The sequence below is a fragment of the Streptomyces sp. NPDC018964 genome (assembly GCF_044390325.1).
Taxonomy (GTDB): domain Bacteria; phylum Actinomycetota; class Actinomycetes; order Streptomycetales; family Streptomycetaceae; genus Streptomyces.
The window spans coordinates 199292-223291 of record NZ_JBIRYZ010000008.1 but is presented as its reverse complement, the minus strand read 5'-3'; the positions used below and the strand labels follow the sequence as shown (position 1 = coordinate 223291).

Annotated in this window: 20 protein-coding genes; 6 read left to right on the top strand and 14 right to left on the bottom strand. The window is 73.2% G+C overall.

The genetic code is table 11. The features are described from left to right. Window positions 1–77: 77 nt before the first annotated feature. The 3 genes from ACH5AO_RS16265 to ACH5AO_RS16255 form a co-directional block, all read right to left on the bottom strand. Window positions 78–1541 carry a glutamate synthase subunit beta gene (locus tag ACH5AO_RS16265; RefSeq protein ID WP_398924993.1) on the bottom strand — a complete coding sequence of 488 codons (1464 nt, stop codon included), beginning with the start codon at window positions 1539–1541 and terminating at the stop codon, window positions 78–80. Beyond that, entirely contained in the window at window positions 1534–6135 is a 4602-nt protein-coding gene (gene gltB / locus ACH5AO_RS16260; RefSeq protein ID WP_398924991.1) for a glutamate synthase large subunit, read from the bottom strand. Before gltB ends, ACH5AO_RS16265 begins: the two co-directional genes overlap by 8 nt. A 371-nt stretch (window positions 6136–6506) precedes the next feature. Continuing rightward, window positions 6507–7238 (bottom strand): VIT1/CCC1 transporter family protein, encoded by a 732-nt coding sequence (locus ACH5AO_RS16255; protein ID WP_398924989.1) that lies wholly within the window; start codon window positions 7236–7238, stop codon window positions 6507–6509. A 259-nt stretch (window positions 7239–7497) separates the two neighbouring features. Here ACH5AO_RS16255 and ACH5AO_RS16250 point away from each other — a divergent pair, with 259 nt between their 5' ends. Genes ACH5AO_RS16250 through ACH5AO_RS16225 form a run of 6 tightly spaced genes read left to right on the top strand, consistent with a single transcriptional unit; the run spans window position 7498 to window position 14628 of the window. Next, entirely contained in the window at window positions 7498–8502 is a 1005-nt protein-coding gene (locus ACH5AO_RS16250; RefSeq protein WP_398924987.1) for an ADP-ribosylglycohydrolase family protein, read from the top strand. Further along, window positions 8499–9917, top strand: coding sequence for an ADP-ribosylglycohydrolase family protein (locus ACH5AO_RS16245; protein ID WP_398924985.1), 1419 nt, complete (start codon window positions 8499–8501; stop codon window positions 9915–9917). The genes ACH5AO_RS16250 and ACH5AO_RS16245 overlap by 4 nt, the downstream gene beginning before the upstream one ends. Window positions 9918–9924: 7 nt before the next feature. Then, window positions 9925–11112, top strand: coding sequence for an ADP-ribosylglycohydrolase family protein (locus ACH5AO_RS16240; protein ID WP_398924983.1), 1188 nt, complete (start codon window positions 9925–9927; stop codon window positions 11110–11112). Beyond that, a complete protein-coding gene (locus tag ACH5AO_RS16235) occupies window positions 11100–12599 on the top strand; it encodes an ADP-ribosylglycohydrolase family protein (RefSeq protein WP_398924981.1) in 1500 nt (499 codons plus the stop codon). Before ACH5AO_RS16240 ends, ACH5AO_RS16235 begins: the two co-directional genes overlap by 13 nt. Next, window positions 12596–13801: a CaiB/BaiF CoA transferase family protein gene (locus tag ACH5AO_RS16230; RefSeq protein WP_398924978.1), complete on the top strand. Its 1206-nt coding sequence runs from the start codon at window positions 12596–12598 to the stop codon at window positions 13799–13801. Before ACH5AO_RS16235 ends, ACH5AO_RS16230 begins: the two co-directional genes overlap by 4 nt. After that, entirely contained in the window at window positions 13798–14628 is an 831-nt protein-coding gene (locus ACH5AO_RS16225) for an HpcH/HpaI aldolase/citrate lyase family protein (protein ID WP_398924976.1), read from the top strand. Before ACH5AO_RS16230 ends, ACH5AO_RS16225 begins: the two co-directional genes overlap by 4 nt. A 230-nt stretch (window positions 14629–14858) precedes the next feature. On the opposite strand, the gene lgt is transcribed toward ACH5AO_RS16225, so the two are convergent. The 11 genes from lgt to hisI all read right to left on the bottom strand — a co-directional run bounded on the left by lgt (window position 14859) and on the right by hisI (window position 23960). Continuing rightward, on the bottom strand, window positions 14859–15866 hold the full coding sequence (gene lgt / locus ACH5AO_RS16220; protein WP_398924974.1) for a prolipoprotein diacylglyceryl transferase: 1008 nt from the start codon (window positions 15864–15866) through the stop codon (window positions 14859–14861). 93 nt (window positions 15867–15959) lie between these two features. Next, complete coding sequence (locus ACH5AO_RS16215; protein ID WP_398924972.1) at window positions 15960–16739, bottom strand: DsbA family protein; 780 nt, start codon at window positions 16737–16739, stop codon at window positions 15960–15962. A 98-nt stretch (window positions 16740–16837) separates the two neighbouring features. Then, window positions 16838–17653, bottom strand: a complete 816-nt coding sequence (gene trpA, locus ACH5AO_RS16210) for a tryptophan synthase subunit alpha (RefSeq protein ID WP_398924970.1) — start codon at window positions 17651–17653, stop codon at window positions 16838–16840. Further along, window positions 17650–18933 (bottom strand): tryptophan synthase subunit beta, encoded by a 1284-nt coding sequence (gene trpB, locus ACH5AO_RS16205; RefSeq protein ID WP_398924968.1) that lies wholly within the window; start codon window positions 18931–18933, stop codon window positions 17650–17652. Before trpB ends, trpA begins: the two co-directional genes overlap by 4 nt. Window positions 18934–19039: 106 nt before the next feature. Next, the gene (trpM, locus tag ACH5AO_RS16200) at window positions 19040–19210 is read right to left on the bottom strand and encodes a tryptophan biosynthesis modulator TrpM (protein ID WP_398924966.1); all 171 of its coding nucleotides are present in this window, start codon (window positions 19208–19210) and stop codon (window positions 19040–19042) included. A gap of 21 nt (window positions 19211–19231) precedes the next feature. Continuing rightward, on the bottom strand, window positions 19232–20041 hold the full coding sequence (gene trpC / locus ACH5AO_RS16195; RefSeq protein WP_366812750.1) for an indole-3-glycerol phosphate synthase TrpC: 810 nt from the start codon (window positions 20039–20041) through the stop codon (window positions 19232–19234). A 206-nt stretch (window positions 20042–20247) separates the two neighbouring features. Next, window positions 20248–20685, bottom strand: coding sequence for a DUF2752 domain-containing protein (locus tag ACH5AO_RS16190; protein WP_398924964.1), 438 nt, complete (start codon window positions 20683–20685; stop codon window positions 20248–20250). Window positions 20686–20760: 75 nt separating this feature from the next. Continuing rightward, on the bottom strand, window positions 20761–21012 hold the full coding sequence (locus ACH5AO_RS16185) for an HGxxPAAW family protein (protein ID WP_398924962.1): 252 nt from the start codon (window positions 21010–21012) through the stop codon (window positions 20761–20763). Window positions 21013–21365: 353 nt separating this feature from the next. Further along, entirely contained in the window at window positions 21366–22007 is a 642-nt protein-coding gene (locus ACH5AO_RS16180; RefSeq protein ID WP_398924960.1) for a TIGR02234 family membrane protein, read from the bottom strand. A 52-nt stretch (window positions 22008–22059) separates the two neighbouring features. Further along, complete coding sequence (locus ACH5AO_RS16175; RefSeq protein WP_398924958.1) at window positions 22060–23553, bottom strand: anthranilate synthase component I; 1494 nt, start codon at window positions 23551–23553, stop codon at window positions 22060–22062. An 11-nt stretch (window positions 23554–23564) separates the two neighbouring features. Next, the gene (hisI, locus tag ACH5AO_RS16170; protein WP_398925245.1) at window positions 23565–23960 is read right to left on the bottom strand and encodes a phosphoribosyl-AMP cyclohydrolase; all 396 of its coding nucleotides are present in this window, start codon (window positions 23958–23960) and stop codon (window positions 23565–23567) included. Window positions 23961–24000 lie beyond the last annotated feature (40 nt).

The window sequence follows — 24000 nt, the reverse complement described above, 5'->3', positions numbered from 1 at the left end:
GGCGCCGCCTGCGTGTTCCGTACGCCGTTGTACGGGACGCATGTGGGGGACCGTCAGGTCACCTTGTGCACCGCTCGTCAGACCGTCAGCGAGCGGTCCGTCGGGCGGATCGGGGCCGGCAGTTCGCTCGCCCCGGTGAGGAAGCGGTCGCAGCCGCGGGCGGCCGAGCGGCCCTCCGCGATCGCCCACACGATGAGCGACTGGCCGCGGCCGGCGTCACCGGCGACGAACACGCCGGGCACGTTGGTCTGGAAGTCGGCGTCGCGGGCGATGTTACCGCGCTCGTCGAGGTCCAGGCCGAACTGCTCGACCAGGCCGTTGTCCCGGTCGGTGCCGGTGAAGCCCATGGCGAGGGTGACCAGCTGGGCCGGGATCTTGCGCTCGGTGCCCGGCTTCGGGGTGAGCCTGCCGTCGACGAACTCGACCTCGCTCAGGTGCAGCCACTGGACGTTGCCGTCCTCGTCGCCCTCGAAGTGGGTGGTGGAGACGGAGTAGACCCGCTCACCGCCCTCCTCGTGCGCGGAGGTGACCTTGTAGAGCATGGGGAAGGTCGGCCACGGCTGGGAGGCCGGGTCCCGCTCCTCGTTGGGGCGGGGCATGATCTCCAGCTGGGTGACGGAGGCCGCGCCCTGGCGGTGGGCGGTGCCCACGCAGTCGGCGCCGGTGTCACCGCCGCCGATCACCACGACGTGCTTGCCCTCGGCCGAGATCGGCGGGGCGACGTAGTCGCCCTCCTGCACCTTGTTGGCCAGCGGCAGGTACTCCATGGCCTGGTGGATGCCCTTGAGCTCGCGGCCCGGCACCGGCAGGTCGCGGGCGGTCGTCGCGCCGACGGCGAGGACCACGGCGTCGTACCGCTTGCGCAGCGCGGTGGCCGGCATGTCGCGGCCGATCTCCACGCCGGTGCGGAACTTGGTGCCCTCCGCGCGCATCTGCTCGATGCGGCGGTTGATGTGCCGCTTCTCCATCTTGAACTCGGGGATGCCGTAGCGCAGCAGGCCGCCGATGCGGTCGGCGCGCTCGTACACCGCGACCGTGTGGCCGGCCCGGGTGAGCTGCTGGGCGGCGGCCAGGCCCGCGGGACCGGAGCCGACGACGGCGACGGTCTTGCCGGAGAGGCGCTCGGGGATCTGCGGGGCGACGTCACCGGTCTCCCACGCCTTGTCGATGATCGAGACCTCGACGTTCTTGATGGTGACCGGCGGCTGGTTGATGCCGAGCACGCACGCCGACTCGCACGGAGCCGGGCACAGGCGGCCGGTGAACTCCGGGAAGTTGTTGGTGGCGTGCAGCCGCTCGGAGGCGGCGCCCCAGTCCTCGCGGTAGGCGTAGTCGTTCCACTCGGGGATGAGGTTGCCCAGCGGACAGCCGTTGTGGCAGAAGGGGATGCCGCAGTCCATGCAGCGGCTGGCCTGCTTGCTGATGATCGGCAGCAGGGAGCCGGGGACGTAGACCTCGTTCCAGTCCTTCTTGCGCTCCTCGACCGGGCGGGACCTGGCGACCTCGCGGCCGTGGTTCAAAAAGCCCTTCGGGTCAGCCATTGATCGCCGCCTCCATCATCTTCTCGGTGATCTCGGTCTCGGTCAGACCGGCTCGCTCGGCGGCGTCCTTGGCGGCGAGCACTGCCTTGTACGTACGGGGGATGATCTTGCTGAAGCGCCGCACGGCGGTGTCCCAGTCGGCGAGCAGCTTCCCGGCGACGGTGGAGCCCGTCTCCTCCTGGTGGCGGCGGACCACGTCGTGCAGCCACTGCGCGTCGGCCTCGTCCAGCTCCTGGACGGCGTCCAGGTTGCCGGCGTTGACGTTGTCGCGGTCGAGGTCGATGACGTAGGCGATGCCGCCGGACATGCCGGCCGCGAAGTTGCGCCCCGTCTCGCCGAGGACGACCGCGTGACCGCCGGTCATGTACTCGCAGCCGTGGTCGCCCACGCCCTCGGAGACGACCAGCGCGCCGGAGTTGCGGACGCAGAACCGCTCGCCGGTCCGGCCGCGCAGGAACAGTTCGCCGCCGGTCGCGCCGTACGCGATCGTGTTGCCCGCGATGGTGGAGTACTCGGCGAGGTGGTCGGCCGCGCGGTCCGGGCGGACCACGATCCGGCCGCCGGACAGGCCCTTGCCGACGTAGTCGTTGGCGTCGCCCTCCAGGCGCAGTGTGACACCGCGCGGGACGAAGGCGCCGAAGGACTGGCCCGCGGAGCCGGTGAAGGTGATGTCGATGGTGTCGTCGGGCAGGCCCGCGCCGCCGAACTTCTTCGTCACCTCGTGGCCGAGCATGGTGCCGACCGTGCGGTTGATGTTGCGGATGGCGACCTGGGCGCGCACCGGCTGGGCGTCCTCGGCGCCGGACGCGGCGAGGGCGTCGGCGGCGAGCTTGATCAGCTCGTTGTCGAGCGCCTTCTCCAGGCCGTGGTCCTGGGCGACGACCTGGTGGCGGGCGGCGCCCTCGGGCAGCTCGGGCACGTGGAACAGCGGGGCCAGTTCCAGGCCCTGGGCCTTCCAGTGGTTCACCGCGCGGGTCACGTCGAGCACCTCGGCGTGGCCGACGGCCTCCTCGATGGAGCGGAAGCCCAGCTCGGCGAGGAGCTCGCGGACCTCTTCGGCGATGAACTTGAAGAAGTTCACGATGTACTCGGCCTTGCCGGAGAACCGGTCCCGCAGGACGGGGTTCTGGGTGGCGATGCCGACCGGGCAGGTGTCCAGGTGGCAGACGCGCATCATGACGCAGCCGGAGACGACCAGCGGGGCGGTGGCGAAGCCGAACTCCTCGGCGCCGAGCAGCGCGGCGATGACCACGTCACGGCCGGTCTTGAGCTGCCCGTCGGTCTGGACGACGATCCGGTCGCGCAGGCCGTTGAGCAGCAGGGTCTGCTGGGTCTCGGCGAGGCCGAGCTCCCAGGGGCCGCCGGCGTGCTTCAGCGAGGTGAGCGGGGAGGCGCCCGTGCCACCGTCGTGACCGGAGATCAGGACGACGTCCGCGTGTGCCTTGGAGACGCCCGCGGCGACGGTGCCGACGCCGACCTCGGAGACCAGCTTGACGTGGATGCGCGCCTGGGGGTTGGCGTTCTTCAGGTCGTGGATGAGCTGGGCGAGGTCCTCGATGGAGTAGATGTCGTGGTGCGGCGGCGGGGAGATGAGGCCCACGCCCGGCGTCGAGTGCCGGGTCTTCGCCACCCACGGGTAGACCTTGTGGCCGGGCAGCTGGCCGCCCTCGCCGGGCTTGGCGCCCTGGGCCATCTTGATCTGGATGTCGTCGGAGTTGACCAGGTACTCGGAGGTCACGCCGAAGCGGCCGGAGGCGACCTGCTTGATGGAGGAGCGGCGGGCCGGGTCGTACAGCCGCTCCGGGTCCTCGCCGCCCTCACCGGTGTTGGACTTGCCGCCCAGCTGGTTCATGGCGATGGCGAGGGTCTCGTGCGCCTCGCGGGAGATGGAGCCGTACGACATGGCGCCCGTCGAGAACCGCTTGACGATCTCGGAGACCGGCTCGACCTCGTCGACCGGGATCGGCTGCCGGTCGGACGTGAAGCCGAACAGGCCGCGGAGCGTCATCAGGCGCTCGGACTGCTCGTTCACCCGCTCGGTGTACTTCTTGAAGATGTCGTAGCGGCCGGAGCGCGTGGAGTGCTGGAGGCGGAAGACCGTCTCCGGGTCGAACAGGTGCGGCTCGCCCTCGCGGCGCCACTGGTACTCGCCGCCGATCTCCAGCGCGCGGTGCGCGGGGGCGATGCCGGAGGCGGGGTAGGCCTTGGCGTGGCGGGCGGCGACCTCCTGGGCGACGACGTCGATGCCGACGCCGCCGATCTTGGTGGCGGTGCCGTTGAAGTACTTCTCCACGAAGGCGTCCTCGAGGCCGACGGCCTCGAAGACCTGGGCGCCACGGTAGGAGGCGACCGTGGAGATGCCCATCTTGGACATGACCTTCAGGACGCCCTTGCCGAGGGCGTGGATGAGGTTGCGGATGGCCTTCTCGGGCTCGATGTCCGGCAGGAACGTGCCCGCGCGGACCAGGTCCTCGACGGACTCCATCGCCAGGTACGGGTTGACGGCGGCGGCGCCGTAGCCGATGAGCAGGGCGACGTGGTGGACCTCGCGGACGTCGCCGGCCTCGACCAGCAGGCCCACCTGGGTGCGCTGCTTGGTGCGGATGAGGTGGTGGTGGACGGCCGCGGTGAGCAGCAGCGACGGGATCGGCGCGTGCTCGGCGTCGGAGTGCCGGTCGGACAGGACGATCAGGCGGGCGCCGTTCTCTATGGCGGCGTCGGCCTCGGCGCAGATGTCCTCGATGCGTGTGGCGAGCGCGTCACCGCCGCCGGAGACCCGGTACAGGCCGGAGAGGGTCGCGGCCTTGAAACCGGGCATGTCGCCGTCGGCGTTGATGTGGATGAGCTTGGCCAGCTCGTCGTTGTCGATCACCGGGAAGGGCAGGGTGACGCTGCGGCACGTCGCGGCGGTCGGCTCCAGCAGGTTGCCCTGCGGGCCCAGCGAGGAGCGCAGGGAGGTGACCAGTTCCTCGCGGATCGCGTCCAGCGGCGGGTTGGTGACCTGCGCGAACAGCTGGGTGAAGTAGTCGAAGAGCAGCCGCGGGCGCTCGCTCAGCGCGGCGATGGGCGAGTCGGTGCCCATCGAGCCGATCGGCTCGGCGCCGGCCTTGGCCATCGGCGCGATCAGGACGCGCAGTTCCTCCTCGGTGTAGCCGAAGGTCTGCTGGCGGCGGGTGACCGAGGCGTGGGTGTGCACGATGTGCTCGCGCTCGGGCAGGTCGTGCAGCTCGATCTCGCCGGCCTCGAGCCACTCCGCGTAGGGGTGCTCGGCGGCGAGGGCGGCCTTGATCTCGTCGTCCTCGATGATGCGGTGCTCGGCGGTGTCCACCAGGAACATGCGGCCGGGCTGGAGGCGGCCCTTGCGGACGACCTTCGCCGGGTCGATGTCGAGGACGCCGACCTCGGAGCCGAGGACGACCAGGCCGTCGTCGGTGACCCAGTAGCGGCCGGGGCGCAGGCCGTTGCGGTCGAGCACGGCGCCGACCTGGGTGCCGTCGGTGAAGGTGACGCAGGCGGGGCCGTCCCAGGGCTCCATCATCGTGGAGTGGTACTGGTAGAAGGCGCGCCGGGCCGGGTCCATGGAGTCGTGGTTCTCCCACGCCTCCGGGATCATCATCAGCACGGAGTGCGGCAGCGAGCGGCCGCCCAGGTGCAGGAGCTCCAGGACCTCGTCGAAGGAGGCGGAGTCGGAGGCGTCGGGGGTGCAGACCGGGAAGATCCGCTCGAGGTTCTCGTTCTCGCCACCGAACAGGTCGGAGACGAGCTGGGACTCGCGGGCGCGCATCCAGTTGCGGTTGCCCTTGACGGTGTTGATCTCACCGTTGTGCGCGACGAAGCGGTAGGGGTGTGCGAGCGGCCACGAGGGGAAGGTGTTCGTGGAGAACCGGGAGTGCACGAGCGCGATCGCGGAGCCGAAGCGGCGGTCGGACAGGTCCGGGAAGAAGGGCTCGAGCTGGCCGGTGGTCAGCATGCCCTTGTAGACGATGGTCCGCGCGGACAGCGAGGGGAAATAGACGCCCACCTCGCGCTCGGCGCGCTTGCGCAGGACGAACGCCTTGCGGTCGAGGTCGATGCCCTTGAGCTCGCCGGCGGTGACGAAGATCTGCCGGAAGAGCGGCATCGTCGAGCGGGCGGTGGCGCCGAGCAGTTCGGGCGCGACCGGCACCTCGCGCCAGCCGAGGACGGTCAGGTCCTCGGCGGCGGCGATCTCCTCGATGCGGGCGACGGCGGCGTCGGTGCCGTCCTCCGGCAGGAAGGCGATACCGACGGCGTAACCGCCGGCCTCGGGCAGGTCGAATCCGGCCACCTCGCGGAAGAAGGCGTCGGGCACCTGGGAGAGGATTCCGGCGCCGTCGCCGGAGTCCGGCTCGGAGCCGGTGGCACCACGGTGTTCGAGGTTGCGCAGGACCGTCAGGGCCTGCTCGACCAGAGCGTGGGACGCCTCGCCGGTGAGGGTGGCGACGAAGCCGACGCCGCAGGCGTCGTGCTCGTTGCGGGGGTCGTACATACCCTGCGCAGCAGGGCGAGCATCCATGAACGACCAGTTCAGGCGGTCGTTCGTGGAGTGCTGGGACGGCTGGCGCGGCGTACGCATCGGCTCTCCCGTCGTCGTCATGTGGCATGTGCAAGGTGCCGAGGGACGACGCTGGCCCTCTGCGTGGTGCGAAATTTCGTGCAGGTTACATGATGGAGCGGTTCTCGTGAACCGGGATATTCCGTTCCAGCATGCGGACACCACATGGGTCGCGGCGGGATTCCGCGCCTGGCGGTGGAGGCTATGGGGACCGGGGCGGACAGATCGGTGTCCGTCGGTCCGATGGCGGGAAAGGGCTTCTTCGCCCGCCCCGCGGGGGCGCGCCGTCGGCCTCTTTGCCGCAGCGCTTACGGCTCATGCCCAGTGGTCATGCGGCCGAAACCAACAAGTAACGACTACTTATGCGGCCCAACGCATAAGTGCGAGTCGCATCATCCTACGGCCGTTCCGAACAGCGTGCCCAGGGCGTACGTCACACCGGCCGCCGCGCCACCGAGGGCGAGCTGCCGCAGGCCGCTGTACCACCAGCTCCGCGCCGTCACCTTGGCCACCACCGCGCCGCACAGGAAGAGCCCGAGCAGCGCCAGCAGCACGGCGGGCCACAGGCTGCTCGCGCCGAGCAGATAGGGCAGTACGGGCAGCAGGGCGCCCAGTGCGAAGGAGCCGAAGCTGGAGACGGCGGCGACGGTGGGTGAGGGCAGGTCGGAGGGGTCGATGCCGAGTTCCTCGCGGGCGTGGATCTCCAGCGCCTGCTCGGGGTCCCTGGACAGCTGCCGGGCGACCTCGCGGGCCAGCCGGGGCTCGACGCCACGGGCCTGGTAGAGCGCGGCGAGCTCGGCCTCCTCGTCCTGGGGGTGCTTGCGCAGCTCGCGCCGCTCGACGTCGAGCTCGGCCTCGACCAGCTCGCGCTGGGAGGCGACGGAGGTGTACTCGCCGGCCGCCATGGAGAAGGCGCCGGCGGCGAGGCCCGCGAGGCCGGTGAGCACGATGGTCTGCTGACCGGCCGTGCCGCCGGCGACGCCGGTCATCAGGGCGAGGTTGGAGACCAGTCCGTCCATCGCGCCGAACACCGCGGGGCGCAGCCAGCCGCCGTTCACGTCCCGGTGCGTGTGGTTGTCGCGGTGCGCCTCGTGCAGCGTCGCCTCGGTCTCGATGATGGCCATGCCGGTGTCCCCCATAATCCTCTTTGGACAAGTTCTATTCTTTGACAACACCCAATGTATGCCTTCCCATTCCCTCCCGCCAGCAAGGAAAGGCTGGGCTAACCTGCGGTTTTGCGGATTTCGCTCGTTTGTGTAGAAGGGCGCGCAGATGTCGACCGGGTGATGCTGAGCCCCGTGATGCTGTGCCGGGCACCGCACCGGGGACAGATCCGCAAAGGGCTCCGCGCCTCTCGGGGCGCACCTGAGAGGAGAGCCGCGCATGGTGTCGACCACCCGCATCCCCTCCGTCCCAGCGCCCGGGGACACCCTCGGGCGCCGCGAGCGGGCGCGCGGCGCGCTGCTCGGCCTGGCCGTCGGTGACGCGCTGGGCGCCCCGGCCGAGAACATGAAGCCCTCCGAGATCCGCGCGCGGTGGGGCCGCGTCACGGGATACGTGACGGAGCACCCGGCGGGCACGGACGACACCGAGTACGCGATCTTCTCGGGCCTGCTGCTGGCCCGGCACGGCTCCGCCCTCACCCCGGCGCACGTCGAGGCGGCCTGGCACGAACAGATCGCCGACCGCGCGGAGGGCCCCTTCCGGGGCGCCGGCTTCAGCGAGCGCGGCACGCTGGAGAACCTGCGCCGGGGACTGGCGGCGCCGATCTCCGCCCAGCACCGGCACGCCTGGAGCGACGGGCTGGCGATGCGGGCGGCGCCCCACGGGGTGTTCGCGGCCGGCCGTCCCGACGAGGCGGCCCGGCTGGCGGCGATCGACGGCTCGGTCAGCCACGACGGCGAGGGCATCTACGGCGGCCAGGCGGTCGCGGCGGGCGTCGCGGCGGCGATGGCCGGGGCGCCGGTGGTCGCGGTGGTGGCCTCGGCCCTGGCGGTCGTCCCGGACGACTCCTGGACCGCCCGCTCGCTGCGCCGCGCCGTCACCGCCGCCCACCTGGGCGAACGCGCGGTCCGTGCGGCGGTGGTGATCGGCGGCTACCCGTGGACCGACCTCGCCCCGGAGGCGGTCGCCCTCGCCTTCGGCGCGTACGCGGCGGCCGACGGCGACTTCGCACAGGCGGTGCTGACGGCCGTCAACATGGGCCGCGACGCGGACACCACGGCGGCGGTGGCCGGCGCCCTGGCGGGCGCGACCCGGGGCGCCGCGGCGATCCCACGGGCCTGGTCGTCCGCCATCACCCCGGCCCGCGGCACCTGCCTCCCGACCATGGCGGGCCACCACGTCCTGGAGATCGCGGACCTGCTGACGCCGGAGGCGCCCAGATGATCCCTCTGACCGAGACACAACCCGCCGGCACGGAGAGCACCCCACCCGCACCGGCCGACGCGAGGAGCACCCCACCGGCCCCACCCGCGGCCACCGACGCGAAGAGCACCCCACAAGGGCCACCCGCGACCGCCGACGACGAGACGACCCCACAAGGGCCACCCGCACCCGACGACGACGAACGCCGCACGGGTGGTACGGGCGGGAACATCCGGGCCGAAGGCGCGGCCGAAGGCGCGGCCGAGGCCGAAAGCCCCACCCGACCGCCGCGGGCACAGACCGAGGTCGTCGAGACCGCGCCGCGGGCGAGAATCGAGGGCCTCCTCCTCGGCCTCGCCGCGGGCGACGCCGCCGGCTGGCCGGCCGCCCGCCACCGGGCGGCACGGATGCCCGAGTGGACCAGACGCCTCACCCGCGAACTGGACACCTTCGCCGAACAGAACGCGACGACCACCCTCCCCGTCCCCATCGCCCTCAACCAGCCCTCCGAACCCCTCCGCCTGGGCCCCTCCGACGACGCGGAATGGGCGGCCTTCGCCGCGGAGGCCGTCCTGCGCGCCGGGGACGACGCCGCCTTCGGCGACCTGAGCCGGGAACGCCGCACCCGCGCGGCGATCGACCTGACCTGGAACACGGTCGCCGGTGAGATCGCCGCGGCCGCGGACCGCGCCCCCGAGACGGAGTCCGCCGTACTTCCCCTGCGCGCCCGCATCTCCGTCCGCGCCGGCCTCGGCAACCTCGCCGCCGGCCTGCGCCCGCCCGCCACCGGCCACGACAACCCGCACTACTTCGACGACGCCGCCTGCGTCCGCGCCTGCGTCCTGGCCGTGGCCCACCCCGGCGACCCACGGGCCGCCGCCGACCTCGCCGAGTTCGACGCCCGCTACACCCAGGACGGCGACGGCGTGCACGGTGCCCGCGCCATGGCCGCCGCCGTCTCCCTCGCGCTGACCGGCGCGGCCCCGCACGCCTGCGTGGCGGCGGCCTGCGCCGAGCTGCCCGAGGACACGGAGATCGGCCGCAACGCCCGGCACGCCCTGAAGCTCGCGGCGGACGCCGACAGCGCCTTCACCCTCGTACCACCGCTGGAGCACCAGATCGTCGACCACGTCTACAGCTACGGTGTGGCCGCCGCCGAGACCGTCCCCGTCGCCCTCGCCCTCACCACCGCCGCCCACGGCCGGATCGCGGAAGCGGTCCCCGCGGCGGCCTGCCTGTCCCGGGTCGCGGACTCCGCCCCGGCGCTCGTCGGCGCCCTCACCGGCGCGCTGGGCGGCGGCGCGGCGATCCCGGCGTCCTGGAGGGAGAGCTGCCGCACCCTCTCCGGCTGCGTACTCCCCCGGCTCACCGGCACGGACCTGGTGGAACTCGCCGGACTCCTGGAAGCCGCACAACCGGCCCCCACAGGGGGATGATTCGGGCATGACGCGCGAAGGCACAGAAAACAGCGACCGAGGTCTGCCCCTGGACGAACGGATCACCGGCGCCCTCGTCGGAGCGGCCGTCGGCGACGCCCTCGGCGGGCCGGTCGAGGGGTACTCCCCCGAGCAGATCGCCGAACGCCACGGCGGCCGCGTGCACGGCGTCGTCGGCCCGTGGAACGGCGACGCGTGGCGCACCGCCCGCCCCATCGCGCCGTACCACAAGGGCGACGGCCACGTCACCGACGACACCCTGATGACCCACGCACTGGTCCGGGTGTACGCGACGGTCCGCGACCACCTGGACGCCTACGCCGTCGCCGACCACCTGGTCCCGGACCTGATGACGAACCCGCGCTGGATCCCGGAGCTGGAGGCGGAGGCGCTCCCGTTGCAGCGGATCTTCCTCGCCGAGAAGTGGCTCGTGGCCCGCCTGCACTACGGCCACGTCGACCCGCGCGAGGCCGGCACCGGCAACATCGTCAACTGCGGTGCCGCGATGTACATGGCCCCGGTCGGCCTGGTCAACGCCGCCCACCCGGCCGCCGCCTACGCCGAGGCGCTGGACGTCGCGGGCGCGCACCAGTCGTCGTACGGCAGGGAGGCGGCCGGTGTCCTCGCGGCGGCCGTGGCGGCGGCGTGCGCGCCGGGCGCGACGGCGGACTCGGTCGTCGCCGCGTGTCTGTCGTCGGCGAAGGACGGCACGCGGGAGGCGATCGAGAAGGTCTGCGACGTCGCCTCGCGGTACACGGACTTCGAGTCGGCGCTGGGTCCGCTGCGGGAGGCGGTGGCGCCGTACGACACGGTCGGCCCCGACTACCGCTCCCCCTCCCTGGGCGCCCGCCGCCCGTCCCGGCTGCACGCCGTCGAGGAACTCCCGGTCGCGCTGGGCATGCTGGTGGTGGCCGGCGGCGACTTCCGGCACGCGGTCCTGGGCGCGGTGAACTACGGCCGCGACTGCGACTCCATCGCCACGATGGCCGGCGCGGTGGCCGGCGCGCTCGGCTCGCCGGTCCCCGAGGACTGGGCCAAGACGGTGGCGGAGGCCAGCCGCCTCGACCTGTGGGAACCGGCGGCCGCCCTCACCGCCGTGACCCGCGAGATCTTCGCGCGCGACGTGGACCGCCGCCGCGCCCACGAGCGGGCGTTCGCCGAGTTGGCGGGGGGAGCCGCGGAATGCTCCGACTGACCTGGGTCCAGCCGGAGGACCTGATCGGCCACGAACTGCGCCAGGCGTCCCAGGACGGGCGCGAGCCCTCCGCCGTCGCCGCCCGCTGGCGTGCCGCGGGCGGCCCCGAGGCCCCCCTGGCCGCGGGCGCCTCCCCCACCCCCGCCTCGCCCTACCTCCGCCTCCTGGCCACCGATCTCCTCGACGAACTCGCCGACCTCCCCAGCGCCTTGGCGGACGACGAACCCACCGACCTGGCCAGGATCAAGTCCCTGTGCCCCGACTGGCCGCCCGCCGCGGGCAGCCGTGCCGCCCGGGGCGAGGAGGGTCCCCCCGCTCGAGCGGAGCCGGGAGCGGGGGAGGGCGGGCGACGGGAGCACCTCCCGGGCCGTTCAGGCACCAGGGAAGGCACCCCGCAGGCGCCGGGCCGTGCGACGAACCCCCGAGCGGCGCACCCGGCCGCCCTGGAAGCCGCCTGGCTCGGCAGAGCAGTCGGCTGCCTCCTGGGCAAACCGGTGGAGAAACTCCCCCTCACCGGCATCCGACAACTCGCCCGAGCCGCCGGCAACTGGCCCCTGACCTCCTACTTCACCGCCCACGGCGTCCCCGAGGACCTCCTGGCCAGGTACCCCTGGAACCGCCGCTCCGCGACGACCTCCCTCGCCGAGAACATCGACGGCATGCCCGAGGACGACGACCTCAACTACCCCCTCCTGAACCTCCTCGTCCTCCAACGCCACGGCCGCGCCTTCACCCCCACCGACGTGGCCCGCGTCTGGCTCGACGAACTCCCCGCAGGGCGTACCTTCACCGCCGAACGCGTCGCCTACCGCAACCTCCTCAGCGGCCTGGAACCCCCGCTGACCGCCCGCCACCACAACCCCTTCCGCGAGTGGATCGGCGCCCTGATCCGCGCCGACGTGCACGGCTGGACCAACCCCGGCGACCCGGCCGCCGCCGCCGAGCAGGCCCACCGCGACGCCACCCTCACCCACACCGCCAACGGCGTCTACGCAGCGATGTTCACGGCGGCCGTCATCGCCACCGCCGCCACCGGCGACCACGACGTCCACGCCTGTCTGCGCACCGGCCTCACCGTCGTCCCGCCCCGTTCCCGGCTCGCCCGGGCCGTCCGCCGGGCCGTGCGGCTCGCGCACGAGCACACCGACTTCGACACCGTCGTCGACGTCCTGCACGACACCTACGCCGCCACCCACCACTGGGTGCACGCCGTCCCCAACACCGCCCTGATCGCCGCCGCCCTCACCCACGCCGACGGCGACTTCAGCGGCTCGATCCGCCGCGCGGTGTCCGGCGGCTGGGACACCGATTCCAACGGCGCCACGGCCGGCGGCATCGCCGCCCTCCTCGCCGGTTCGCCCCGCGCGCTCCCCGAACGCTGGACGGTCCCGCTGAAGAACCGCCTGGCCACCTCCGTCGGCGACTTCCACGGCACCGGCTTCGACACCCTGGCCCGACTGACCCACCTGGAGGCCACCCGCCCATGACCAGTCCCACCCCCGCCGATCCCCCGCTGACCGGCCTGCGCGTCCTGGACCTCGCCACCCTCTTCGCCGGACCCCTCGCCGCGACCCTGCTCGGCGACTTCGGCGCGGAGGTCGTCAAGGTGGAGCATCCGAGGAAACCCGACCCCTCCCGTGGCCACGGCCCGTCGAAGGACGGCATCGGCCTGTGGTGGAAGGTGCTCGGCCGCAACAAGCGCACCATCACCCTCGACCTGTCCACCCCCGGCGGCCGGACCACCCTCCTGCGCCTCGCCGGGACCGCCGACGTCGTCATCGAGAACTTCCGGCCCGGCACCCTGGAGAAGTGGGACCTGGGCTGGCCCGAGCTGTCCGCCGTCAACCCCCGGCTGATCCTGGCCCGGGTCACCGGCTTCGGCCAGTTCGGCCCGTACGCGCACCGGCCGGGCTTCGGCACCCTCGCCGAGGCGATGAGCGGCTTCGCCGCGATCACCGGCGAACCGGACGCCCCGCCCACCCTTCCGCCGTTCGGCCTGGCGGATTCCATCGCGGGCCTGGCCACGGCGTACGCGGTCATGACCGCGCTCGCCGGCCGGGACCGCACGGGAGAGGGCCAGGTCGTCGACATGGCGCTGATCGAGCCGATCCTCACCGTGCTCGGCCCCCAGCCGACCTGGTACGACCAGCTGGGCCACGTCCAGCCCCGCACCGGCAACCGCTCCCAGAACAACGCGCCGCGCGGCACGTACCTCACCGCCGACGGCACCTGGGTCGCGGTCTCCACCTCGGCCCAGTCGATCGCCGAGCGCGTGATGGTGCTGGTGGGCCGTCCCGACCTGATCGACGAGCCCTGGTTCGCCACCGGCGCGGGCCGGGCCCGGCACGCGGACGTGCTGGACGAGGCGGTCGGCGGCTGGATCGCCCGGCACACCCGCACCGACGTGCTGGCCGCCTTCGAGAAGGCGGAGGCGGCGGTCGCCCCCGTCCAGGACGTACGGGACGTGATGACGGACCCGCAGTACCAGGCCCTGGGCACGATCACCACGGTCGACGACCCCGAGCTGGGCCCGCTGCGCATGCAGAACGTGCTCTTCCGGCTCTCCGGCACCCCGGGTGCGATCCGCTGGGCGGGCCGCCCGCACGGCGCGGACACCGAGGAGGTCCTGACCGGGCTGGGCCTCACCCCCGACGACCTCGCGAAGCTCCGCGCGGAGGGCGCCCTGTGAGGGGGTTCCCGCTGACCTGGCTGTACGCCCCCGGCGACCGTCCTCCCGTGGTGGCGAAGGCGCTCGCCTCCGGCGCCGACGTGGTGGTGATCGACCTGGAGGACGCGGTCGCCCCCGGCCGCAAGGCCTACGCCCGCTCCGCCACCGCCGAGCTGCTGCGCGACCCCCAGCCGGTCCCGGTCCACGTCCGCGTCAACGCCCTGTCCGGCCCGTGGGCCCGCGCCGACCTCGCGGCCGTCGCGACCGCCCCCGGTCTGTCCGGCCTGCGCCTGCCCAAGGTGTCGTCCCCGTCCGACGTGGTGCGCGTCGCCCGGCGCGCCGTGTCCGCCCACGGCGGCTCACCGCCCCTGTACGCCCTGCTGGAGACGGCCCTCGGCATCGAACGCGCCCACGCCGTGGCCACCGCCCACCCGTCCCTGCGCGGGATCGCCATCGGGGAGGCGGACCTACGGGCCGACCTGGGCGTACGCGACGACGCGGGCCTCGACTGGTCCCGCTCCCGGGTGGTCGTCGCCGCGCGGGCGGCGGGCCTCGCCCCGCCCGCCCAGTCCGTCCACCCCGACATCCGCGACCTGGACGGCCTGGCGGCCTCCTGCGCCCACGGCCGCGCCCTGGGCTTCCTGGGCCGCGCCGCGATCCACCCCCGCCAGCTCCCGGTCATCGAACGCGCCTACCTCCCCACGGAGGAGGAGATCGAACAGGCGGAGACGGTCGTGAAGGCAGCGGCGATAACCCAGGGCGCCCAGGCCCTCCCCGACGGCACCTTCATCGACACGGCAGTGGTAAAAGCAGCCCAGAGAACCCTCTCCCTGACCACCAGACCCTGACCCGCTCATAAACGGCGGACGCCCCCGCAACCCGCGGGCAGCCGCGTGCCGCGCAATCCACGGGCAGTCGTGCCGCCCCACCCCCGCAATCCGCGGGCAGTCGTGCCGCAGGGCGGCACGGGTGGGCGCGACGGCACCCCGCAAACGCCGGGCTGCGCAACACCCCCCGAGCAGCACAGACCGAGGGCGCCCGGAAAACCCGGACGCCCTCGGTGCCGTACAGCGAACCGTCAGCTCTTCTTCGCCGACCCGGCCCCGTCCTTGGCGTCCTCGCCCGCGTCCGACTTGGCGTCCTCGCCCGCGTCCGACTTGGCGTCCTCGCCCGCGTCCGACGACTCGCCCTCGTCCTTCTTCTCCACGCCCTCGACGGAGTCGCCCTCGGCCCCATCCGCCTCACCGCCGGAGGCACCCTCACCGCCGGAGGCCCCCGGCTCCACCACGTCCTCCCGCCCCGGCCGCTTCCGCACCGACAGCACGATGTACAGCACCGCCAGCAGGAACACCAGGAGCGCCGTCCAGTTGTTCAGCCGCAGCCCGAGGATGTGGTGCGCCTCGTCGACCCGCATGTACTCGATCCAGAACCGCCCCGCGCAGTACCCGGCGACGTACAGCGCGAACGCCCGCCCGTGCCCGAGCTTGAACCGCCGGTCCGCCCAGATCACCAGCACCGCCACACCGACGCACCACAGCGACTCGTACAGGAACGTCGGGTGGTACGTGCCCGGCTCCCGCCCGGCGGCGGAGGACGTGATCTCCACGGCCCACGGCACCTCGGTGGGCCGCCCGTACAGCTCCTGGTTGAACCAGTTGCCCCAGCGTCCGATCGCCTGGGCGAAGGCGATGCCCGGCGCGATGGCGTCGGCGTAGGCGGGCAGCGGGATGCCACGGCGCCGGCAGCCGATCCAGGCACCCAGCGCGCCGAGGGCGATCGCACCCCAGATGCCGAGGCCGCCCTCCCAGATCTTGAAGGCGTCCACCCAGTCACGGCCCTCGCTGAAGTACAGCTGGTAGTCCGTGATCACGTGGTAGAGCCGACCGCCGATCAGACCGAAGGGCACGGCCCAGACAGCGATGTCGGCCACCGTGCCGGCCCGCCCGCCCCGGGCGATCCAGCGCTTGTTGCCGAGCCAGACGGCAACGAAGACGCCGATGATGATGCAGAACGCGTAGCCGCGCAGCGGAACGGGGCCGAGGTACAGCACTCCGCTCGACGGGCTGGGAATGTAGGCAAGTTTCATGGCAGGGCCGACGCTACCGTGCCCGACCGGCCGCACGGCAGGCGGTCCGGCTACGGCTCCATAACAGGGCCGCCGGCCGGCCGGTCCGGGGCGTCACTGTCCCTCGGTGGCCTCCTCGACCATCCGCTTGAACTTCTCGGGGGTCATCGAGCGGTCCTGGTTGATGTTCTTGCCCTCGTACATCACCGTCGGCGTGCCGGTGAAGGAGCCCTTCTGGAACGCCTCGTGGGACTTGCCGACCCAGCTGTTGTGCGTGCCGTCCTCGACGCAGGTGCGGAAGGCGGGGGTGTCGAGTCCGTCGACCTTGCCGGCCAGTTCGATCAGCCTGTCGTCGTCGGCGAAGGCGTCGTCGCTCTCCATCGGCTGGTTCTCGAACAGGACGTCGTGGTAGGCGGCGAACTTCCCGGCGTCCTGGGCACAGGCGGCGGCGTTGGCCGCGTTGCGGGAGCCCGTGCCGCCCATGCCGTTGTCGATCAGCGTGACCAGGTGGTACTCCACCTTCAGCCGGCCGGAGTCGGTCAGCTCGTTGATGACGGGGCTGTAGTTCTTCTCGAAGACCTTGCAGGCCGGGCAGCGGAAGTCCTCCCACACCTCGAGGGTGGCCTTGGCGCTCTCCTTGCCGACCGGGATGGCGAGGCCGTCCTTGCCCAGGGCCCCGGAGGGCGCCACGACGGGGCCGGCCGCCTCGCTCCCGTCGTCCCCGCCCGAGTTGGCGGCGACGACGCCGATCACCGCCGCGAGTCCCAGGACGCAGAGCACGCTCGCGCCCACGATCAGGGCGCGGCGCCGCTTCTCCGCCGTCCTCTGCTTCTCACGCTCGACCGCCATCCGCTCCCGGGCGGTGCGCTTTCCCTCACGGTTCTTCTCGCTCACACCCCGCAGAACGAACCGGGGAGGCGCACAGCGCCTCCCCGGTCCCAGGTCCACCCGTACGAGGGACCCGTATGACTACCCGCGGACACCCCGGTCGGTCACGCCTGCCGGCGTACCCCCTTGGCCAGGTCACCGGCGAGGGAGCGCACGGCCTCGACGCCGGCCGCGTCGTCGGGGGCGTCCAGCATCCGCTTGACGAAGGCGGAACCGACGATCACGCCGTCGGCGAAGCCGGCGACCTCGGCGGCCTGGGCGGCGTTGGAGACGCCGAGGCCGACGCAGACCGGGAGGTCGGTGGTGGCGCGGGTGCGCCGCACCAGGTCCTCGGCCTGCGCGCCGACCGACTCGCGGGTGCCGGTGACGCCCATCAGGGAGGCGGCGTAGACGAAGCCGCTGCCGGCCGCGGTGATCTCGGCGAGCCGCTCGTCCTTGCTGCTGGGCGCGACCACGAAGACCGTGGCGAGCCCGTGCTTCTCCGCGTGCTCCCGCCACAGCGCCGACTCCTGCACGGGCAGGTCGGGCAGGATGCACCCGGCGCCGCCCGCCTCGGCGAGCTCGGCGGTGAACCGCTCCACGCCGTAGCGGTCGATGGGGTTCCAGTAGGTCATGACGAGGATCGGCTTGCCGGTGGCGGCGTGCGCCTCGCGGACCGTGCGCATCACGTCGGCGATCCTCACGCCGCCGCGCAGGGCGATGTCGTCGGCGGTCTGGATGACCGGGCCGTCCAGGACCGGGTCGCTGTGCGGCAGACCCACCTCCACGACGTCGGCGCCGCCGTCCAGGGCGGCCTTGACGGCCTGGATGCCGCCGTCCACGGTGGGGAACCCGGCCGGGAGGTAGGCGATGAGGGCGGAGCGTCCCTCGGCCTTCGCCGCGGCGAGGGTGTCGTCCAGCAGCCGTACGTTCCCGCTCACTTGGCGTCCCCCTCGATCTCGGCGGTGCCGGCCTCGTCGGCGGCGACCTCGGCGTCGGTGTCGTACAGCCCGAAGTAGCGGGCGGCGGTGTCCATGTCCTTGTCGCCGCGGCCGGACAGGTTGACCACGATCAGCCCGTCCTCGCCCAGCTCCCTGCCGACCTCCAGGGCGCCGGCGAGGGCGTGGGCGCTCTCGATGGCCGGGATGATGCCCTCGGTGCGCGACAGCAGGCGCAGGGCCTGCATGGCGGCGTCGTCGGTGACCGCGCGGTACTCGCCGCGGCCGCTGTCCTTGAGGTAGGAGTGCTCGGGCCCGATGCCCGGGTAGTCCAGGCCGGCCGAGATCGAGTACGGCTCGGTGATCTGGCCCTCGTCGTCCTGGAGGACGTACGACCGGGAGCCGTGCAGGATGCCGGGCTCGCCCGCGGTGAGGGTGGCCGCGTGCTCGCCGCTGTCGATGCCGTGTCCGGCGGGCTCGCAGCCGATGAGGCGTACGCCGGTGTCCGGGATGAAGGCGTGGAAGAGGCCGATGGCGTTGGAGCCGCCGCCGACGCAGGCGATCGCGGCGTCGGGCAGGCGTCCGGCGCGCTCCAGGAGCTGGCGGCGGGCCTCGACGCCGATGACGCGGTGGAAGTCGCGCACCATCGCCGGGAAGGGGTGCGGTCCGGCGACGGTGCCGAAGAGGTAATGGGTGCGGTCGACGTTGGCGACCCAGTCGCGGAACGCCTCGTTGATGGCGTCCTTCAGGGTGCGGCTGCCGGACTTCACGGCGATGACCTCGGCGCCGAGCATCCGCATCCGGGCCACGTTGAGCGCCTGGCGCCGCGTGTCGATCTCGCCCATGTAGATCGTGCACTCGAGGCCGAAGAGGGCGCAGGCGGTGGCGGTGGCCACGCCGTGCTGGCCGGCGCCGGTCTCGGCGATGACGCGGGTCTTGCCCATGCGCTTGGTGAGCAGGGCCTGGCCGAGCACGTTGTTGATCTTGTGGGAGCCGGTGTGGTTCAGGTCCTCGCGCTTGAGGAAGATCCTTGCTCCGCCTGCGTGTTCGGCGAAGCGGGGGACCTCGGTGAGCGCGCTGGGGCGGCCGGTGTAGTGGGCCAGGAGGTCGTCGAGTTCCCGGGCGAACTCGGGGTCGGACTTGGCCTTGTCGTACTCGACGGCGACCTCGTCGACGGCGGCGACGAGGGCCTCGGGGATGAACTTGCCGCCGAAGGCGCCGAAGTAGCCCTCGGGGCTCGGGGTGCGTCCCTCCGGGTCGGGGATGAAGAAGGTGCTGGGCATGCGTGTACCTCACGGTGAGTGTGTGTCGGGCACGTTTCGCCGTGGGGCGGGGGTCCGTCCGGCCGCTGCGGGCCGTCGGTGGCTTGTCGCGCAGTTCCCCGCGCCCCTAGGGGGCGCGCTGCCATCGCCGCCCGTTCACTTGTCCCGGCTCGTCGCCGATGACGTAGCGGACCCTGCGGCCGTGGACCCGGCGGGCGGGGGCACGGCAGCCGCGGGGCCGGCAGCCGCGCGCGAGGCGGGCGTACGGGTCCCGGGCCGGGGTCAGCGAAAGGGCCATCGGGGCCAGCCTACCGGTGGATCAGCCGCGGCCGTGGCGGAGGGCCGGGTGTTCGCCCGCCGCCACCAGGTCGGAGACGGCCGTCTTCGGGTCCTTGCCGGTGACCAGGGACTCGCCGACCAGGACGGCGTCGGCACCGGCGTTGGCGTAGGCGATGAGGTCGTGCGGCCCGCGGACGCCGGACTCGGCGACCTTGACCAGGGTGTCGGGGATCTCGGGGGCGACCCGCTCGAAGGTGCCGCGGTCGACCTCGAGGGTCTTGAGGTTGCGGGCGTTGACGCCGATGACCTTGGCGCCGGCGTCGACCGCGCGCTCGACCTCGTCCTCGTCGTGCACCTCGACGAGCGGGGTGAGACCGATGGACTGGGCGCGCTCGATCAGCGACTCCAGGGCCGGCTGGTCGAGGGCCGCGACGATCAGCAGCGCGAGGTCGGCGCCGTACGCGCGGGCCTCCCAGAGCTGGTACGACGTGACGATGAAGTCCTTGCGCAGCACGGGGATGTCCACGCGCGCGCGGACGGCCTCCAGGTCGGCCAGCGAGCCGCCGAAGCGGCGCTGTTCGGTGAGGACGGAGATGACGGCCGCGCCGCCCGCCTCGTAGTCGGCGGCGAGTCCCGCCGGGTCCGCGATCGCGGCCAGCGCGCCCTTGGACGGGCTGGAGCGCTTGACCTCGCAGATCACCTTGACGCCGTCGCCGCGCAGGGCGGCCGCGCCGTCCTTGGCCGCGGGGGCCTTCGCCGCACGCTCCTTGAGCTCGTCGAGGCTGACGCGCGCCTGCCGCTCCGCGAGGTCGGCACGGACTCCCTCGATGATCTCGTCGAGCACACTCACGCGAGCGGCCCCCTTCCTGACGGTCGGTCCTCACTGGTCACTGCGATGGTATCCGCAGTGGGACGCATGCCTCGCATCCAGGCCGGGTCCGGCCCCTCCCCCGGCCCCCGGACCTGCTTCGCGCGGTTCGGGCGGTCGGGCGGTTCGGGCGGGAGACGCCTGCGTCCCGGGCCTCCGCCCGCCGGTCGAGGAGGCGGCCGGTCCGGTCAAGGATGCAGCCAGCCACCGAACGGCAGGTTCCGGACCACCGTGAAAGCCAGCAGCAGCGCTCCCAGGGACCACAGGAGCACCGGCGGCGGGTCGATCCGCGGCGGCGGCCCGCCGCGCACCGCGCGGACCACCCAGACGGTCCACAGCACGGCGCAGACGGCGTAGCCGAGGACGGCGGGCGCGTTGGCCTGGAGGGCGGCCGGGAGGTCGCCGTGGACGACGGCGTGCGCGCTGCGCAGTCCGCCGCAGCCGGGGCAGTACAGGCCGGTGAGGCGCAGCAGCGGGCAGGCGGGGTAGTGGCCGGGCTCGTTGGGGTCCACGGTCCCGACGTAGGCGAAGGCCCCGGTGGCGGCGGCGAGCAGCCCGGCGGGGACGGCCAGCCGGGCGGCCCGGCCGGGGGGCGCGCCGGGGGTGGGAGTGTTCACGCCGTGCATTGTGCCCCGGACGCGGCTCGGGGGCGGCTCCGGCACCGTGCCGGGCCCGCCCCCGTGCGGAGTGCTCCGCGGTGTTCAGCCCTCGGCGCGGGCCGGCGTGCGGTCGCCGGTGACCTGGTGCACGGGGTGGTTGCTCTTCGGCTGGCCCATGCCCATCGCGCGCATGACGGCGCCGACGACACCGCCGAGGAGGACGACGCCCATGCTCGCCCAGAAGCCCACGGGCTGGTCCATCACCATGAAGGCGCCGCCGGCGCAGAAGCCGATGAAGGCGATGATGACACCGGTCCAGGCGGCCGGGGTGTGACCGTGGCTGCTGCCCGCCATTGCTTGCTCCTCGTTGCTGTGTACGTGTCTGAGCAGACGCTCGGTCTCATTGTCCCGCACCCGCGCGCCGAGGGTGAGCGGGGGTACCGCGCCGCAGGGCGGCACGGGTGGGGTGGGGATCTCCCTCTGGGGAGGCACCCCGTTTACGCCGAGGCGCCGAACAGGTGTGCGCCTGCATCGGTGGGCCGGGGGTGGGGGGTGCAGCCCGGCGACCACGGGGTGCCGCTGCGCCCACCCGTGCCGCCCTGGGGGTACCTCCCAGGCCCTTAAGGCACTGGGGGAGGCACGACTGCCCGCAGCTACGGGGGCGTCGGCCCGGCGGTGCGGTTGTCCGTGGTCAGGTCAGGGGCGTGTCAGGCGCCCGTCGGGTCCTCGCCCCGGTCCAGGGCCTTCCAGAGGTCCTCCGGGCGGTCGGGGTCGACGGAGGCGGGCCTGTGGCGCGGGCGCGGCGTGCCGCCCCGTTCGTAGCGGCCGGACATGGCCGGCCAGAGGCGGCCGTAGCGCAGGGCGAGCAGGCCGGCCAGCAGCAGCAGGACACCGCCCACGGCGGCCACGTACGGCCACGCGGTGTGGCTCAGGGCCCCCACGGTCGCCGACGTGTCGCCCGACGCCTGGGCCGCCTTCTCGTCGAGCGCCCCGCTGTCCGACGCCCCGAACAGCGCCGCCGCCACCGTGCCCGCCCCCGACAGCGCCAGCAGCGCCGCGACGGCGAGGCGGCCGGCCCGGCGCACGGCGAACACCGCGACCAGCGCCGCCAGCCCCACGACGGCCAGGGCGGCGGGCACGCCCGTCACGTCGCTGCCCTTCGCGGTCAGGGGGAACGCGCCGCCGGCCACCGTGGCGGTGCCCTCCGACCACTGCTGCCGGGTGGCGAGCAGGGCCACGGCCGCGCCCAGGGCGCCGCTCAGCAGGGCGACGGCGAGGCTGAGGCGGCCGCTGCGGGCGGAGCCGACGGCCTCGGAACGGGGGGTAGGTACAGCAGTCACGTCATCCACTATCGCCTGAACCCCGGGCGAACCGGCACCCGGGGTTCGCCTCGGACGCCGCTCAGGGAGTTCCCAGCCGGTTCGCGGTGTGCACCGCGCGCAGTACCGCCGCCGCCTTGTTGCGGCACTCGGTGTCCTCCGCGGCCGGGTCGGAGTCGGCCACGATCCCCGCTCCGGCCTGCACGTACGCGGTGCCGTCCCGCAGCAGGGCGGTACGGATCGCGATCGCGGTGTCGGAGTCGCCGGCGAAGTCGAGGTAGCCGACGCAGCCGCCGTACAGCCCGCGCCGGGACGGTTCGAGTTCGTCGATGATCTGCAGCGCGCGGGGCTTGGGCGCGCCGGAGAGCGTGCCGGCCGGGAAGCAGGCGGTGAGCACGTCGAACGCGGTGCGGCCGGCGGCGACGCGGCCGGTGACCGTCGAGACGATGTGCATGACGTGCGAGTACCGCTCGACGGACATGAAGTCGACGACCTCGACGGAGCCTGGTTCGCAGACCCGTCCGAGGTCGTTGCGCCCGAGGTCGACGAGCATCAGGTGCTCCGCGCGCTCCTTGGGATCGGCGAGCAGTTCGTCGCCGAGGGCCTGGTCCTCCCGCGGGGTGGCGCCGCGGTGCCGGGTGCCGGCGATGGGGTGGACCATGGCCCGCCCGTCCTCGACCTTCACCAGCGCCTCGGGGGACGAGCCGACGACGTCGAAGCCGTCGAAGCGGAACAGGTACATGTACGGGGACGGATTGGTGGTCCGCAGCACCCGGTAGACGTCGAGGGCGCTCGCCGTGCACGGCGTCTCGAACCGCTGGGAGGGGACGACCTGGAAGGCCTCCCCCGCGCGGATGCGTTCCTTGATGTCCTCCACGGCCCGCCGGAAGTCGGGGCCGCCCCACAGCTCGGTGTACTCGGGCAGTTCGGAGGGCGGCAGCACGGCGGGCGGCTGGGCCACCGCGCGGGTGAGGTCGGCCTCCATGGCGTCGAGCCGGGCCACGGCGTCGGCGTACGCCTCGTCAACTCCGGTCTCCAGGTCGTTGTGGTTGATCGCGTTGGCGATCAGCCAGACGGCGCCCTCCCAGTGGTCCATGACGGCGAGGTCGCTGGTGAGCAGCATGGTCAGCTCGGGGAGCCTCAGGTCGTCCCGCCCGCCGGGGCCGACCTTCTCCAGGCGGCGCACGATGTCGTAGCCGAGGTAGCCGACCAGGCCGCCGGTGAAGGGCGGCAGACCCAGGTCGTGGGCGAGGTCGCGCGGGGTGTGCAGGGTCTGCAGGGTGGCGCGCAGCGCGGCGAGCGGGTCGCCGTCCACGGGGACGCCGACGGGCGGGGTGCCCTCCCAGTGCGCCCGGCCGTCGCGTTCGGTGAGGGCGGCGGCGCTGCGGACCCCGATGAAGGAGTACCGGGACCAGGACCTGCCGTTCTCGGCGGACTCCAGCAGGAAGGTGCCGGGGCGTTCGGCGGCGAGTTTGCGGTAGAGCGCCACCGGGGTGTCGCCGTCGGCGAGGAGCTTGCGGGTGACCGGGATGACCCGGCGGTCGGTGGCGAGCTTGCGGAACGTCTCGAGGTCCATGGCGGCAGACCCTACTGATCCGAGGCGGGGGAGTCCGCCACCGCCAGGACGTCGGCGTCGAAGCAGGTGCGGGCGCCGGTGTGGCAGGCGGCGCCCACCTGGTCGACCTTGACCAGCACGGTGTCCGCGTCGCAGTCGAGGGCGACCGACTTGACCCACTGGAAGTGGCCGGAGGTGTCGCCCTTGACCCAGTACTCCCGGCGGCTGCGCGACCAGTAGGTGCAGCGGCCGGTGGTCAGCGTGCGGTGCAGCGCCTCGTCGTCCATCCAGCCCAGCATCAGCACCTCTCCGGTGTCGTATTGCTGGGCGATGGCGGGCAGGAGGCCGTCGGAGCTGCGCTTGAGCCGCGCGGCGATCTCCGGGTCGAGGCGGCTGGGCCGGGGTGTGCTGCTGGTCATGCCGACCATTGTGCCGCGCGGGGCGGTCGTGTCCGTGCGGATGTCCACG

Coding starts and splice junctions, on each gene's coding strand:
- ACH5AO_RS16265 (WP_398924993.1), bottom strand. CDS start 1,541: ATGGCTGACCCGAAGGGCTTTTTGAACCACGGCCGCGAGGTCGCCAGG.
- gltB (WP_398924991.1), bottom strand. CDS start 6,135: ATGCGTACGCCGCGCCAGCCGTCCCAGCACTCCACGAACGACCGCCTG.
- ACH5AO_RS16255 (WP_398924989.1), bottom strand. CDS start 7,238: ATGGCCATCATCGAGACCGAGGCGACGCTGCACGAGGCGCACCGCGAC.
- ACH5AO_RS16250 (WP_398924987.1), top strand. CDS start 7,498: ATGGTGTCGACCACCCGCATCCCCTCCGTCCCAGCGCCCGGGGACACC.
- ACH5AO_RS16245 (WP_398924985.1), top strand. CDS start 8,499: ATGATCCCTCTGACCGAGACACAACCCGCCGGCACGGAGAGCACCCCA.
- ACH5AO_RS16240 (WP_398924983.1), top strand. CDS start 9,925: ATGACGCGCGAAGGCACAGAAAACAGCGACCGAGGTCTGCCCCTGGAC.
- ACH5AO_RS16235 (WP_398924981.1), top strand. CDS start 11,100: ATGCTCCGACTGACCTGGGTCCAGCCGGAGGACCTGATCGGCCACGAA.
- ACH5AO_RS16230 (WP_398924978.1), top strand. CDS start 12,596: ATGACCAGTCCCACCCCCGCCGATCCCCCGCTGACCGGCCTGCGCGTC.
- lgt (WP_398924974.1), bottom strand. CDS start 15,866: ATGAAACTTGCCTACATTCCCAGCCCGTCGAGCGGAGTGCTGTACCTC.
- trpB (WP_398924968.1), bottom strand. CDS start 18,933: ATGCCCAGCACCTTCTTCATCCCCGACCCGGAGGGACGCACCCCGAGC.
- trpM (WP_398924966.1), bottom strand. CDS start 19,210: ATGGCCCTTTCGCTGACCCCGGCCCGGGACCCGTACGCCCGCCTCGCG.
- ACH5AO_RS16190 (WP_398924964.1), bottom strand. CDS start 20,685: ATGCACGGCGTGAACACTCCCACCCCCGGCGCGCCCCCCGGCCGGGCC.
- ACH5AO_RS16185 (WP_398924962.1), bottom strand. CDS start 21,012: ATGGCGGGCAGCAGCCACGGTCACACCCCGGCCGCCTGGACCGGTGTC.
- ACH5AO_RS16175 (WP_398924958.1), bottom strand. CDS start 23,553: ATGGACCTCGAGACGTTCCGCAAGCTCGCCACCGACCGCCGGGTCATC.
- hisI (WP_398925245.1), bottom strand. CDS start 23,960: ATGGTCGGCATGACCAGCAGCACACCCCGGCCCAGCCGCCTCGACCCG.